Origin of the sequence: Bacillus lumedeiriae (assembly GCF_044891285.1) — a bacterium.
In the GTDB taxonomy this organism is placed as follows: domain Bacteria; phylum Bacillota; class Bacilli; order Bacillales; family Domibacillaceae; genus Pseudobacillus; species Pseudobacillus lumedeiriae.
Map to the genome: position 1 here is coordinate 26,447 of NZ_JAUIYO010000021.1, position 13,523 is coordinate 39,969.

Here is a 13,523-nt window from a genome sequence, read left to right on the forward strand (position 1 = left end):
TTTTCTTCGGGCAATGGCAGCTGGCTGGCATAGAGTAACACGATCGGGCTGGTTGAAAACAACTATCAATCCCCGGTCTCCTTAGCCCCTATAGCTTTGTGACATCAAATTTCTTTGATTGTACGTTGTCTATATCGGTGAATTCTTAAAAAATTTATAGATTGAAAGTGAAAAATAGGTAGATGGAATTACTTTAATGTCGAAAGGAGCATCGCAAATTTAATTAAGAGAGAGTAATCTCTTTATTTTTCCTTCCCAAGAAATTTACGAAATAAAAACAAAAACTTTTGGACTATCATATATACACAAAACAAGGTCCATAGTATGATAGACGTGTTAAAAATTTTCGCAATTTTGGTTATTTATGGAGGGGTATGATGGGTAGAAGCCAATCAAAAAGAGGCCTAAAGATGGGACATAAGCTGATGATTGCTATGACGGCTTGTTCGCTTCTGATCGTAGCGATCATGGGCACAGTAAGTGTCACGAAAAGCAAGGAGCTTTTAGAAAAATATGCGTTTGAACATGCCAAGCTTTCTGTTGATAATCATTCGAAAAGCTTAAATGTAACGATTGAAAAAATCCAATCATCCGTCGATGGTTTAGCTGTCACAACACTTGCTATGCTGGATGATGTGGAAGCACTTAAAACCGATCCAGCTTATGTCGCATCCTTCCAAGAAAAAGTGCGGCCGATTGCGGATCAGTTTTCTAAACAGACAGAAGGGGCGATGGCTTTTTACATTCGCTTTAACCCTACATACACTGCGCCGACTTCAGGTCTGTTCCACGCGGATACGAACAATGACGGCACAATTGAACAATTAGTTCCGACGGATTTCAGCCAATATGACCCGTCTGATATCGAACACGTTGGCTGGTACTACGTTCCAATGAAGGCGAAAGAGGGCACGTGGCTCGACCCTTACAACAATGAAAATATCAATGTTAAAATGATTAGCTATGTTGTTCCATTGTTTAAAGATGGGGAAGAAATCGGTGTGGTTGGGATGGATATTCGTTTTGATCTTTTTTCCGACGCCGTGGCCAACATGAAAACATCTCCTCATAGTTACGGTGCACTGCTTAATGCAAATCAGCAATTTTTGATTCATCCTACATACACACAGCAAGAAACTTTAGAAAAAGTGAATCATGGACTTTCTGAGCAATTGAAAGGACAAGGTTCTGGTGTGGCCGCTGTAAATGCGGGCAAACAGGAAGAAATTGTTTCCTTTAGCCGACTGGCAAATGGACAATATTTACTGCTGGCTTCTCCAAAAGAAGAAGTATATAAAAACGTTCATTTCATCAGCAAGCTCATCTGGATTGTCGCGATCATCAGTATTCTGATTAGTATCCTGCTCTCCCTATATTTAAGCGGACAACTGACAAAGCCTATGCGCCTTTTAGTACGGGATATGAAAAAAGTCCAAAATGGGGATTTAACAGTGCGCACGGACATCATTCATAATGATGAAGTGGGCGAAGCAGCCGCTAATTTTAATTTAATGACGGAACAATTGCACGGAATGGCGACGAGTATTCACGATGTTTCTAACAAAGTGCGTGAAGCTTCGATTGAATTATCCAGCACGTCACAGGAAACAGCCGCTTCTACTGAAGAAGTGACGACATCTGTAGATGAAATCGCCATCGGGAATAACGAGCAGGCCCGATTCATTCATAATGGTGCTTCTATTACCCGGCACTTATCCGAAGAGTTTCATGGGTTAGCCTCAACGACGGAACACATTCAGAATGCAGCCCGCCAGATGATGAATGAACAACAAGATGGCATCCTTATTTTACAAAACCTTGTCACGACGACGGAAAAAAATGAACAAGCGACTGGACACATTGAAACGGTCATTCACCAGCTCAATCAAAAAACGGAGCATATTGTAGAAGTCTTGCAAACGATCCAAACGATTGCTGATCAAACGAATTTACTCGCTTTAAACGCCGCCATCGAATCGGCACGCGCGGGAGAAGCTGGAAAAGGTTTTGCTGTCGTCGCCAATGAAATCCGTTCATTAGCGAATCAATCAAAGGAAGCGACCGATCACATCCGCCAAACGGTTCAAGATATTTATCATGATACGACACTGACTGTCGATGCCATGGCTCAAGTAAAAGAAACAACTGGCGAACAAACAAATGCTGTCACAAAAGTTCACGACTCTATTCAGCATTTGTCTCAGTCTATCTATGAAATTTCTAAACAAATGGGCCAGCATTCAGACTCCATCATGACTTTAAATAAAGAAGTAGAGCATTTAGCGAGTGAAATTGAAAACATTTCTGCTGTTTCTGAAGAACAAGCAGCTGCTTCTTCAGAAATCTCAACGATCATGCACCAGCAGGCGAAGGATGTCGAAAAAGTAAACACTTCGATCGAACAGCTGCACCAGCTCGTCAACGAACTGCAAAACATGGTTAAAACGTTTAAGCTATAACGACATGATGAAAGGAGGGTACCCCATCTGGGATACCCTCCTTAGTTTTGTGCTTGAATGTTATGAGCGGCGTCAGAAGATTTGTGCGCGGGAACCGCAGGTTTATGCACGCTCCCATCCAATTTGTGCGCGGGAATGAAGGGAATATGCGCGCATATCATACTAACGCTGAAGCATTCATCTCCAACTCTTTTTCCTTTTTCCCATAAAGGAAGTAATACAGAATGGCCGAGGCGAAGACGACGATACCGAGACCTACGTATAACGCTCTGTATCCAGTGGATGGAATGATGAATCCAAGCACGTACGGACCAAAACCAAGGCCGGCATCAAGGAAAATGAAGAACGTAGATGTCGCCAGTCCCATACGGTGCGGCGGTGTCAATTTCACGGCGACTGCCTGGGTAGTGGACTGCATGTTGCCGAAGCCAAGACCGATGAGGAAGCCGGCTAGTAACAATGTGATACTATGACTGGCCGTACTGAGCAGCAGCATGCCCGCACCAAAAAGAACAAATGCCGGGTACATCACAAAATTAGCCCCTTTGATATCCATTAAACGACCTGTAAATGGACGAGATACTAACGTCGCTGCGGCATACACAACAAAGAAAAAGCTGGCTGCACTGACAAGGTGAATCTCCATGGCATAGAAGTTAATAAACGAAAGAACGCTTGAATAACAGAAAGCAACAGTCAATGTGACGAACGCAATCGGCAGAGCCCGCGGCTCAACAAAACTCGATAGCTTGAACCCTTTGACACCCGAGGCTTTTGCTGTCGCTTCCAACGGCGGGATCTTTACCAAAAACGCAATCAATACATTCATGATTCCTAATGCCAGACAGAAGCTAAAGATCATAGAGAAGGTCGTATGCTGGCTCATAAATAACCCGATAAATGGACCAATCGCTGTCGAAAGCGTCGCACTCATCGTATAATAGCCGATTCCCTCCCCTTTTCGTGCGGCCGGTATAATTTGAGCCACAATCGTACCCGTCGCCGTACTCGCTACTCCTAAAGTGATGCCATGAATAAAGCGATTCAGCAGCAGGAAACCAAGGCCGAAATTGACAAAATACAGACCCGTCGCCAAAATAAATAAAATTAATCCGATAAACAGTGTTTTCCTGCGGCCAATGTCATTGATCTTCCGGCCGATAAATAGGCGTCCGATTAACGTTCCGATAATAAAAATACCTGTGACAAGCCCAGCCTGACTCGTCGATGCATGAAACTCATCGACTGCATAGAGAGCAATCGTCACCATCAATAAATAAAAAATTAACGTCAAAAAAAAGTTGATCGAGGACACAACGATAAAATCCTTTGTCCATAGTTTTGGTTTGAACTCACTCATCTGTCCCTCTCCTTATTTAGCTATATTGTTTCGGATCTCTTCCATCACGCGAATGCTCTCGAGCTGTTGTTCCTCAGAAATCCCTTTTAAAATTTCCTGTTCAAATTCATCAACCGTTACGCGGACTTCCTTGTATACACTGCGGCCGAGCTCGGTCAGCTGCATTCTTTTTTCCCTTTTATCCTTTCCGGGAATCGGCGTCACATATCCCATCTCTTCCAGTCGCTGCACCGTCCGCGTCATCGTCGGTTTCTCCACACGTTGATAGCCAGCCAGCTCGACAAGCGTTGCAGGCCCCTCATTCATTAAGTAGTACAAAACCGTCCATTGCGCCCTATATAATCCGTGATCACCTAGCAACAGATTCAGCTGATGCTCAAAAGGCCGGTACAACAGCATAAATTGTTGAAAAAACCGTTGATACGTCTTGATAAAAAACACTCCTTATGGAATATTAGTTAGCTTAGGTAACTATTTTATTATACAATAATAAACATCTTTTGCCTAGTGGGATAGTAAGAAATGAAACGGCGGCGGCGCGACCGCATTTCCAGGATTTCCGCCCGAAACGTGCGCGGGGCCGACTGTATTTCCTGTATTTTCGACCGCAAAGCAACCGATAACGACTGCAACAACAAGGAAAATGATTGTATCGCTCCTGCACAAACTCCAAAAAGAGAGCGATCACTTATCTCATGTGATCGCTCTCCTGCTTTTTCTGTTAGTTGATCCCGCTGTTAAAGATTGACAGACATTGAACGGCAAGATGGATGCGGCGGTAAATGAAGGCCGCTCCCTTTGGAGTAAAATGTGTGCCAGATGCGTCGATTAGTCCAGAGTCGATTAACTTTTGATCATTCACGCCCCTCATCGGTTCGGTGATGTTTCGGTAATGATCGACTAAAAGAACGTGCTTCTCCTTGGCAATTTTTCTGACGATCATGTTATAAGAATCATGCCATCTTCTGGCACTGCCGTATGGACTATACAAATTCCCGTCATTTCTAGAATAATAGTAGCGTTCGATGACAGGGATGGTCGTCATCAAAATGACATCAATCCCGCGCCCTTGCAATGTGTCAACGAAATAGTTGATATTTTCCTCATACTGCGCTTTGGATACTTGCGGCTGACCATTATCATCCAATGCAGCATCATTCGTTCCAAACATAATGAGCACGATTTGTGGATGCTTACTGAGCACGTCTTTTTCAAACCTGATCCGGCCATGTTCAGTCGTATTCCCGCCGATCCCAGCATTGATGACTGCTTGGCTTTGTGCAAGCTTATTCACCCATTTGTCTTTCACATCATAGCCGTTCGCCTGCCAGTTGGCTCCCTGTGTATTGCTGTCACCAAAGGCCAGGATCAAACCATTTTGATGATCGATCGGCATCATCACACGCTTGACCGCTTGGAAATATCCAGCCGCTATATAGGCAGCACGATATTTGTAACGAACCGAGGTTTCTGCAGCTTCATACAATGGTCCATTCAACCATTGTGCTTGATCATATGAACGGGAAAAACCGGCTCCTTCTGCATAACTTCTTTCAAACATCGAGGACAAAGTAAGAACAATACACAACCCTAGTATTATTTTAACGAATAACCCTTTCAATCTCCTTCACCTAACCTATTAACAACGGACGTATATATTATTGAAAGTAACCGCCGAATTTTTTTCCTAATAAACTATGTATACCTTACCATAACAGCTCCTACTCCGATACCTTCTGTCGGAGCAGGCACCTTGTCGAAACTTGCAAAAGAAAAAGCATTGCACACTGTAAGCGTTTTCACATATACTATAAGTAGGTTGGATGACACGCGTGGTCATCATCGTATTTGGCGTAGGCGGGGCCGATACAAGGATAGACTTTCATACATTATTTACCGAAATCATATATAAATCATTCATGATCAAACGAGCCATCCATTCTTCTGATGAAGAGTGGATGGCTCGTTTTTCTTCAGCTTCTTCAAACATGCCTTGATTGCAGCCTATATTGGACGCAAATTCCATGCAAAAGAAAAAAGCCGCTCTAAAAGCGTCATCTTTCGTGACCTTTTAGAGCGGACTTTTTCCTATTTAAGATAAAATAATAAAAAATGGCGGTATCCCTTCTCTTACTCTTGTGATTGCTGCTGACTGGAAAGCTGTGTTTCAATCCTTTTCAAGGACTCGTGCATTTTAAAAAAGATAATAAGAAGTTCGCAATACACACGCACTAATAATGGACCGATGACCAGCGTTAACAGCCCCATGATCACACCTAATCCGCTGCCATAAGGAGAACTGATCCCCGCAGCAATCGTGCCGATTCCAGAAAGAACAGACATCACGACCCCAACCCAGAAAATAATTTTAATAATTGTTGGTGTAACCATTTTATCGAACGACAAGAATCTATCCACATTCGTCCCCTCCCCTCAAAAGTCTGCGTTCAGTACATGTTATTCTGGGATGGGACATTTATGTGGAAAAATTTTCAATAAGGTTGTCCCAAAATGGTCAGCGGCGCGCACATTTCTGTAAGTGCCGCGCATAAAACGGACATAAGTGCGCAGAAACTCGCAATATAGATGCACAAACTTGAATAAGCAGCGCACAAGTTTATATACCGCGCGCATTTCACCTATTCCCGTGCATACCATCATGATTGCCGCGCAGAACATTCAAAAGTCAGCGCACAAATCGATGGCCTCTCCTTCACAAAAGCATAATAAGAGAAAAAATTTGATTTTCTTAAAAAATGCCGGCTATAAAGTGGTATAATATTCTCTAAGTGAATAAACCGTGCAGAAAAAAGGAACTGATTGCTCAGTCAAAAAGGGAATTCGGTGTAAATCCGAAGCTGTTTCCGCAACTGTAAGTGCTGATGAAATAAGAACAATGCCACTGTTTGAAACGAACGATATCAAATGGGAAGGCTCTTAAAGTAAATGGATGCACAAGCCAGGATACCTGCCTTTTTTCTATCGTATTATGCTCTTCGGAAGTTAAGAGGATGGTACGGCAACTTTGCATCTATACATATATTTATTGATGACGACTGCCGGCCAACGTTCTTGGGTGGTTTTTTTTATGGATTTTTTACACCACGGAAAATACGAAAGGTTGTTCATAAATGTTTATAGACGGAGGAATAATCAATGAAGAAAACGTTATTATACAGCTTGATTGCTTCGCTTTTTCTTATTTTCTTAACGGCCTGCGGCAATGACTCTTCATCTACAAAAGAAACAAAGAAAGAAGAAACATCTTATACAGTTACTGATGACAGAGGGAAAGAAATCACGTTGAAAAAAGTGCCGGAAACGGTTGTTTCCTTGCAGCCAAGTAATACAGAAATTCTCTTTGCTTTAGGAGCAGGCGACAAAATTGTCGGCGCAACTGAGTATGATACCTACCCGGAAGAAGCGAAAAAGATTAAACGTGTAGGTGACACTATGACAGTCAACGCTGAAGCAGTCATTGCCTTAAATCCCGATGCTGTCATTGCTTACACAAACGGTGACGATAAAGGAATTAAACAACTGGAAGACACAGGTATTCCTGTGTTTGTCATTAGTTCTGCGCAAACATTCGAAGACGTGTATGGCAACATCGAACAAATTGCGTCAGTCATGGGTGTGAAGGAAAAAGGCGACGAACTCGTTTCTGGCATTAAAAAACAAGTCGCTAATGTGCAAGAGAAAATCGCTAGTGTAAAAGAAAAGGAAAGAGTATACTATGAAGTCAGCCCTGCTCCTGATATTTTCACAGCTGGCTCCGAAACATTCCAGCAAGAAATATTGAACAACGCTGGTGTCGAAAACGTGTTTGCTGATCAAAAGGGCTGGGTAAAGATCTCTGAAGAAGAAATTGTAAAACGCAACCCGGATACCATCTTAACACCAGGCAGCGAAGATCCAGTGAAAGAATTCAAATCCCGTGCCGGCTGGGATCAAATCAATGCGGTGAAAAACGAGAAAATCTACTCCCTCGATACCGAGATCATGTCTCGTCCAGGCCCGCGTATCGGTGAAGCCGTCGAACTGACTGCCAAAACCGTCTATCCGGATCTTTTCAAATAATCCTTTAAAAGAAATGAATAAAAAATCCTCATAATAAAAGCCAATGAACATAGCCGTCAGGTCTTGTTCATTGGCTTTTTTTGAATAGTAAAAAAGGAGCGCTCTCATTAAGCAAATTTCCCCTCTTTTTATTCAATAGGACTCTTACAGGTGAAGAGATCTACTTATTATAATTCTTGGGTTATGGCTGTTGCCGGATCGATAGAAACGTAGTAATCGTCCATATTTGTATTAACCACGAATTCATAGTTTCCCTTGCGGTCGGTTTCAACATAATAAATATCTTGAACGTATTCACGGTACTTTTCATGTCTATAGGTATTTTCGTATTGACTAATCAAATACTTTTCCGCTTCTGCAATAGTCAGATGAAACGGCTCTTCATCTGCTGACATGTAATCAGGTAATTGACTCATTTTCCATTGGCCGTTCCGCTTCACAAGCGTCCACGTCTCTGCATGGGGTTCCTCAAGGCCTTGTGGATAACGAAGTGTTACTTTAATCTTCTCACTGCTTCTCTCTAAAATATCATACGGCAGTCCACTATCATATACTTCGTCGTAAACGAGCCAGTCACAATAGATACATGTAACCTTGTAATAGGCTTCCATTCTTTCAAGCATTTTTCCTTCTGCAAAAGGAGTTAATTCCTTTTTAAATGTGGAAAAAAGAGGGCGGGTCTTTTTTAATTCATCCATACTATCTTCCCAGGAAACATTCACATACAAGTAATAATAGATAATCGAACTAGCTTTATGTTGTACTTCACTGATTAAATTAAATAGCTCTTGATCGTTGTATTCATCTACTGCCTTTGCCTGGTGCGCGCGATATAAGAACATCATCAATTCCGCGCGTGTCAGCTTTTGATCCGGGGAAAATGTGGTGGTACTCGTTCCCGATGTTACTTTATAGCGGACAAGAGCTTCAATATATGGAGCAGACCAATGAGACACTTTCACATCTTTAAATGGCAATGTAAACTGTTTTTTTCGCTCATATCCGAATGCATCAACGATTAATTTAGCCATCTGTGCCCTTGTTAAAATATCATTCGGCCGCATCGTCCGGTCTGTAAATCCCTGCAAAATCCCCCTCTCCGCAAGTGCAGCCACTTCATTATAATTCTTGTTTAACACGGTCACATCACGAAAACCTGCATGATTGGTTTCTCTCTTCAACCCAAGAATTCGTGCTGTCATCACTGCTGCTTCCATCCGAGTCACATATTTTCCAGGCCGGACTTTTCCATCCTCATCCTTTTCAAATACTCCCTTTGATGCTAGACTCCAAACCGCTTCGTATGCCCGATGTTTCGGCGACACATCATCAAACACCCTGGCTGCAGCATTCACCTTTGCTGGGGAAAATACAGTGCCTATAAAAATACAAGAAATGATAAACATCAACCACTTATTCATAATACTTCCTTTCCTTCATTTATTATAATAGTTCTATTTTATCACAGACAATAGTCTTATAGATAATCAATAAAATCAGAAAAAAAGCGGCGGCTGCCGTTTCATTATTCAATGATTCATTTGAAATAACAAAGGCAGGGAACCAAATAAATGATTCCCTGCCTTTGTTCGTTTCTAGGTATCCTAACCTTTATCTAGATCACGTTTATACCTTTTTAACAAACTCCGATTTTAACTTCATCGCTCCAAAACCGTCAATTTTGCAGTCAATGTTATGGTCGCCGTCAACTAAACGGATCCCTTTTACTTTCGTACCGATTTTGAGAACGGACGAGCTTCCTTTTACTTTCAGGTCCTTGATGACGGTAACCGTATCGCCATCATTTAAAATATTTCCATTAGCATCTTTGACGACCTTTTGCTCTTCATTCGTTTCCGCTTCGGATTCTGGATTCCATTCATACGCACATTCCGGACAAACAAGCAAGTTTCCATCTTCGTACGTGTACTCTGAATGGCATTTTGGACAACTTGGCAGATTAGCCATACTCCCGTTTCCTCCCTTCGCTATTATTCATTCTATTATAGCAAGGTTTATCTTCTATTTCCGTTTTACAACTGTATGAATTTATTGTTAATACCTTAAATACTCCCAGGAAACGTAGGCATACTTCCCATTGTAATAGATTTCTGCCCAGCCGTTTGAATATACGCCAAGTACGTACACATCGGCGTAACGCGGCAGCGAACCGATAATCTTTCCGTTTGGACTCGGTGTTGCCCGCACTCTTAATGAACTGGCATCAACCCACATATTCTCCTGAACATACTCATAATTCACTGAAGGAGACGGTGCTTTTAAATAAGCGGAAGCAACGAAGCCCACTTTCCCATTATAACGGACTTCCGACCAGCCGCCTGGTCTTGTGCCGTACACATAGACAGTCGCTCCTCTTGGGAATGATCCGATGACTTTTCCTTTCGGGCTAGGTGTTGCCCGCACATTCAGCTTTGACGCGTTCACAATCATCTCCGTGCCTGTCACTGGCGCAGGTGAATAGCTGTCCGCAAACTTTAAATATCCTGCTGCTACATATCCTGCCCTATTGTTATATTTAATCTTCGACCAGCCGCCAGAATTCGTCTCATAGACGTACACCCCCTGGCCTTTTTTCAAAGAACCGATCACGCGCGCCGTTTTACTCGGGTTCTCCCGCACATTCAATTTGTCAACAGTGACGGATGCATTCCCTGTACTCGCGCTCGCTAAAGCAGGCAACATACTAAAAATAAGTCCAAAAACCATAAATAACAGAACAACCTTTTTCATCTTATTCCTCTCCCAAATAAAGTACTTATTTATCTAGTTCTAAATATACACCATATTCATAGGCATTCATATACTTTATTGGCAATATTAATCATTTAATTGATTCTATTTACCCATGAACTATGTTGCTTGAAATGAGACTGATATCCATGATGACTATTATCTTTGTAGCGGGAAAATAGTGTTTTATTTCATTAAAATCTATTCTTCTTCATACCCTATAGAGGTAAAATGAATTAAATAAATGGGAGGATATCTTATGAAACTGTACTTAGATCCGGGACATGGAGGCTCCGATCCAGGGGCGCAAGGAAATGGATTGAAGGAAAAAGAGATTACTTTAGATATTGCCATTAAAATACGCACGATTTTACTAAATGATTATGAGAATGTTGAGGTAAAAATGAGCCGTACAAGCGATGTTTCTAAAAGTTTGGATCAGCGCACAAATGAAGCGAATTCTTGGGGCGCCGATTATTACTTATCGATTCATTGTAATTCTGCAAACGGCTCTGCGCAAGGATATGAAGACTTTATTCACAGCAGCTTATCCGATTCTTCTGCAGCTGCTAGATATCGAGATATCCTGCATGAAGAAATCAGCAAAATAAACCAGCTGAAAAACCGCGGAAAGAAAAAAGCAAATTTTCACGTTTTACGCGAAACGACAATGCCCGCCGCCTTAACGGAAAATGGGTTTATCGATCACACAAATGATGCTTCCTTGATGAAAGAGGCCTCATGGCGTCAAAAAACAGCACAAGGACATGTGAATGGTTTAGCACGGGCGTTTAATCTTCAGCGCAAAGCCAATGATGCTGGAAATAATTCTGGAACGGTTTATAAAGTAATAGCCGGCTCTTTTAAGACAAAGGAAAACGCGGAAGAACGTGTATCTTCGCTTCGCTCAAAAAGCGTTGAATCTTTTGTTTATTCCATTACGATCTCCGGTGAACTTTGGTATCGCGTTCAAGCTGGTGCTTTTTCCACTCGAGAAAATGCGGAAAAACGATTGGAAGAAGTAAAACAGGCAGGCATAAAAGAGGCTTTCATTGTTTCGGAAGCCGTCAGCCCCAAACCAGACGATCCTTCGGGATATTCGATACTTGGCCCAACCTTTTTATCACCGGAACAGATGGATCAGTATGCGAAAACAGCCAATCCCAACGCTATAAAATTAGGGAATGATTACTTCACGTTCGGGGAGTATTATGGAATTAGAGGAGATGTAGCCTTTGCTCAAGCCCTGCACGAAACCAATTTTTTTCGGTTTACGGGAGTCGTACAATCGAGCCAAAACAACTTTTGCGGATTAGGTACAACTGGGCCAGATCAGCCAGGAGCCAGCTTTAGTACCCCCAAAGAAGGTGTGCTCGCCCACATTCAACATTTGTTTGCCTATGCATCTACTAAAGCATTACCAGACAAATATCCATTAGTCGATCCGCGCTTTAACCTAGTAAGCAGAGGTTCTGCCCCGACATGGACGGATTTAAACGGAAAATGGGCCGTGCCAGGTACCGATTATGGGCAAATGGTTTTGAGTATATACGAAAGAAAAATTAACGCTACCATTCAACAGCTAGAAGACATCCTGCAAATGATCAAAAGGTGACCTATTCTTTTTACCTTAATCAATGGCATTGGCGAGTGTCTCTATTGATGCTGGGCTATATGAAGCAATGAGCCTCAATGCTTCAACTATGTAAAACCTACAAAAGAAGAGCTGGTCATGTGTTCAACATGACCAGCTCTTCTTCGAAATAAATAAGACGGTCCGGACGGGACTCGAACCCGCGACCTCCTGCGTGACAGGCAGGCATTCTAACCAACTGAACTACCGGACCATGATTGCGGGGACAGGATTTGAACCTGCGACCTTCGGGTTATGAGCCCGACGAGCTACCGAACTGCTCCACCCCGCGACGTTGTGAATAAATAAATGAACTATTTCATGTCCGAGAAAATAACCGCCCCGATTTCGGAAAGATAAATCAGGATGAAGCTCAATCGGTGCGCTGCAGCGGATTCGGAGAAGCTTATTCGGACGTGCTCCACCCCGCGGCGATATAATTGAGAAATGAAATGGCGGAGGAAGAGGGATTCGAACCCCCGCGCGGTTTAACCCGCCTGTCGGTTTTCAAGACCGATCCCTTCAGCCAGACTTGGGTATTCCTCCATACAAGTGGACCCTGCAGGACTCGAACCTGCGACCGGACGGTTATGAGCCGTCTGCTCTAACCAACTGAGCTAAGGGTCCACTATCAATGAATGAACCTTATAGCGGCGGAGGGGATCGAACCCCCGACCTCACGGGTATGAACCGTACGCTCTAGCCAGCTGAGCTACACCGCCATAGTAAGAATAATGAAATATGTATGGAGCCTAGCGGGATCGAACCGCTGACCTCCTGCGTGCAAAGCAGGCGCTCTCCCAGCTGAGCTAAGGCCCCATGTCATAATTAATACTAAACTTTCAAATGGTCGGGAAGACAGGATTCGAACCTGCGACCCCTTGGTCCCAAACCAAGTGCTCTACCAAGCTGAGCTACTTCCCGTATATATGGCGCGCCCGAGAGGAGTCGAACCCCTAACCTTTTGATCCGTAGTCAAACGCTCTATCCAATTGAGCTACGGGCGCATAAATATGAATGGTGCCGAGGACCGGAATCGAACCGGTACGGTAGTCACCTACCGCAGGATTTTAAGTCCTGTGCGTCTGCCAGTTCCGCCACCCCGGCACTTCTTATGGAGCGGAAGACGGGATTCGAACCCGCGACCCCCACCTTGGCAAGGTGGTGTTCTACCACTGAACTACTTCCGCGCTTGAACAGGATGTTCTGACTTCTGTGTTTGTCACAGGACGTGACAGTT

10 protein-coding genes, 10 tRNA genes, 2 pseudogenes and 2 riboswitches are annotated in these 13,523 nt (G+C 43.1%); of the genes and pseudogenes, 5 read left to right on the forward strand and 17 right to left on the reverse strand.

The window, feature by feature from the left end; translation table 11 throughout:
• Positions 1-12: 12 nt before the first annotated feature.
• Positions 13-135, reverse strand: a riboswitch (cyclic di-GMP riboswitch).
• 488 nt (positions 136-623) lie between these two features.
• Positions 624-1,517: pseudogene (locus QYG89_RS15860) on the forward strand (PDC sensor domain-containing protein); the annotation flags it as partial.
• 375 nt (positions 1,518-1,892) lie between these two features.
• Positions 1,893-2,459, forward strand: a pseudogene (locus tag QYG89_RS15865) (methyl-accepting chemotaxis protein); the annotation flags it as partial.
• A gap of 157 nt (positions 2,460-2,616) precedes the next feature.
• Here the strand turns inward: QYG89_RS15865 and QYG89_RS15870 are convergent.
• From QYG89_RS15870 to QYG89_RS15880, 3 genes are all read right to left on the reverse strand, one after another.
• Positions 2,617-3,819, reverse strand: coding sequence for an MFS transporter (locus QYG89_RS15870; protein WP_404319064.1), 1,203 nt, complete (start codon positions 3,817-3,819; stop codon positions 2,617-2,619).
• Positions 3,820-3,831: 12 nt separating this feature from the next.
• Positions 3,832-4,218 carry a MarR family winged helix-turn-helix transcriptional regulator gene (locus QYG89_RS15875; protein WP_404319081.1) on the reverse strand — a complete coding sequence of 129 codons (387 nt, stop codon included), beginning with the start codon at positions 4,216-4,218 and terminating at the stop codon, positions 3,832-3,834.
• 322 nt (positions 4,219-4,540) lie between these two features.
• Positions 4,541-5,440, reverse strand: a complete 900-nt coding sequence (locus tag QYG89_RS15880; RefSeq protein WP_404319066.1) for an SGNH/GDSL hydrolase family protein — start codon at positions 5,438-5,440, stop codon at positions 4,541-4,543.
• 202 nt (positions 5,441-5,642) lie between these two features.
• Between QYG89_RS15880 and QYG89_RS15885 the strand changes: the two genes are divergently transcribed.
• Positions 5,643-5,816: a hypothetical protein gene (locus tag QYG89_RS15885; protein WP_404319068.1), complete on the forward strand. Its 174-nt coding sequence runs from the start codon at positions 5,643-5,645 to the stop codon at positions 5,814-5,816.
• Positions 5,817-5,949: 133 nt separating this feature from the next.
• On the opposite strand, the gene QYG89_RS15890 is transcribed toward QYG89_RS15885, so the two are convergent.
• Positions 5,950-6,237 (reverse strand): DUF4282 domain-containing protein, encoded by a 288-nt coding sequence (locus QYG89_RS15890; RefSeq protein ID WP_404319070.1) that lies wholly within the window; start codon positions 6,235-6,237, stop codon positions 5,950-5,952.
• A gap of 376 nt (positions 6,238-6,613) precedes the next feature.
• Positions 6,614-6,809, forward strand: a riboswitch (cobalamin riboswitch).
• Between the two features lie 166 nt (positions 6,810-6,975).
• Here QYG89_RS15890 and QYG89_RS15895 point away from each other — a divergent pair.
• Positions 6,976-7,899 (forward strand): ABC transporter substrate-binding protein, encoded by a 924-nt coding sequence (locus tag QYG89_RS15895; RefSeq protein ID WP_404319072.1) that lies wholly within the window; start codon positions 6,976-6,978, stop codon positions 7,897-7,899.
• A 167-nt stretch (positions 7,900-8,066) separates the two neighbouring features.
• On the opposite strand, the gene QYG89_RS15900 is transcribed toward QYG89_RS15895, so the two are convergent.
• The 3 genes from QYG89_RS15900 to QYG89_RS15910 form a co-directional block, all read right to left on the reverse strand.
• Positions 8,067-9,320, reverse strand: a complete 1,254-nt coding sequence (locus QYG89_RS15900; RefSeq protein WP_404319073.1) for an S-layer homology domain-containing protein — start codon at positions 9,318-9,320, stop codon at positions 8,067-8,069.
• Between the two features lie 205 nt (positions 9,321-9,525).
• Complete coding sequence (locus tag QYG89_RS15905; protein WP_404319075.1) at positions 9,526-9,867, reverse strand: zinc ribbon domain-containing protein YjdM; 342 nt, start codon at positions 9,865-9,867, stop codon at positions 9,526-9,528.
• Positions 9,868-9,954: 87 nt separating this feature from the next.
• The gene (locus QYG89_RS15910) at positions 9,955-10,650 is read right to left on the reverse strand and encodes an SH3 domain-containing protein (RefSeq protein ID WP_404319077.1); all 696 of its coding nucleotides are present in this window, start codon (positions 10,648-10,650) and stop codon (positions 9,955-9,957) included.
• Positions 10,651-10,909: 259 nt separating this feature from the next.
• Here QYG89_RS15910 and QYG89_RS15915 point away from each other — a divergent pair, with 259 nt between their 5' ends.
• Positions 10,910-12,265, forward strand: a complete 1,356-nt coding sequence (locus QYG89_RS15915; protein ID WP_404319079.1) for an N-acetylmuramoyl-L-alanine amidase — start codon at positions 10,910-10,912, stop codon at positions 12,263-12,265.
• A gap of 158 nt (positions 12,266-12,423) precedes the next feature.
• Here the strand turns inward: QYG89_RS15915 and QYG89_RS15920 are convergent.
• From QYG89_RS15920 to QYG89_RS15965, 10 genes are all read right to left on the reverse strand, one after another.
• Positions 12,424-12,497 (reverse strand) — tRNA-Asp (locus QYG89_RS15920).
• Positions 12,498-12,501: 4 nt separating this feature from the next.
• Positions 12,502-12,575 (reverse strand) — tRNA-Met (locus QYG89_RS15925).
• Between the two features lie 161 nt (positions 12,576-12,736).
• Positions 12,737-12,829 (reverse strand) — tRNA-Ser (locus QYG89_RS15930).
• 7 nt (positions 12,830-12,836) lie between these two features.
• Positions 12,837-12,910: transfer RNA gene (locus QYG89_RS15935), tRNA-Ile, on the reverse strand.
• Between the two features lie 21 nt (positions 12,911-12,931).
• A tRNA-Met gene (locus QYG89_RS15940) sits at positions 12,932-13,005 on the reverse strand.
• Positions 13,006-13,029: 24 nt separating this feature from the next.
• Positions 13,030-13,102 (reverse strand) — tRNA-Ala (locus QYG89_RS15945).
• 28 nt (positions 13,103-13,130) lie between these two features.
• Positions 13,131-13,207 (reverse strand) — tRNA-Pro (locus QYG89_RS15950).
• Between the two features lie 6 nt (positions 13,208-13,213).
• Positions 13,214-13,290, reverse strand: a tRNA-Arg gene (locus QYG89_RS15955).
• 11 nt (positions 13,291-13,301) lie between these two features.
• A tRNA-Leu gene (locus tag QYG89_RS15960) sits at positions 13,302-13,390 on the reverse strand.
• A gap of 8 nt (positions 13,391-13,398) precedes the next feature.
• Positions 13,399-13,473: transfer RNA gene (locus QYG89_RS15965), tRNA-Gly, on the reverse strand.
• Positions 13,474-13,523 lie beyond the last annotated feature (50 nt).

Excerpts from the sequence above, each read along its gene's own strand:
- QYG89_RS15910 (WP_404319077.1), bottom strand. The coding sequence starts at position 10,650 with ATGAAAAAGGTTGTTCTGTTATTTATGGTTTTTGGACTTATTTTTAGT.
- QYG89_RS15915 (WP_404319079.1), top strand. The coding sequence starts at position 10,910 with ATGAAACTGTACTTAGATCCGGGACATGGAGGCTCCGATCCAGGGGCG.
- QYG89_RS15875 (WP_404319081.1), bottom strand. The coding sequence starts at position 4,218 with ATGCTGTTGTACCGGCCTTTTGAGCATCAGCTGAATCTGTTGCTAGGT.
- QYG89_RS15885 (WP_404319068.1), top strand. The coding sequence starts at position 5,643 with ATGACACGCGTGGTCATCATCGTATTTGGCGTAGGCGGGGCCGATACA.
- QYG89_RS15900 (WP_404319073.1), bottom strand. The coding sequence starts at position 9,320 with ATGAATAAGTGGTTGATGTTTATCATTTCTTGTATTTTTATAGGCACT.
- QYG89_RS15905 (WP_404319075.1), bottom strand. The coding sequence starts at position 9,867 with ATGGCTAATCTGCCAAGTTGTCCAAAATGCCATTCAGAGTACACGTAC.
- QYG89_RS15870 (WP_404319064.1), bottom strand. The coding sequence starts at position 3,819 with ATGAGTGAGTTCAAACCAAAACTATGGACAAAGGATTTTATCGTTGTG.
- QYG89_RS15895 (WP_404319072.1), top strand. The coding sequence starts at position 6,976 with ATGAAGAAAACGTTATTATACAGCTTGATTGCTTCGCTTTTTCTTATT.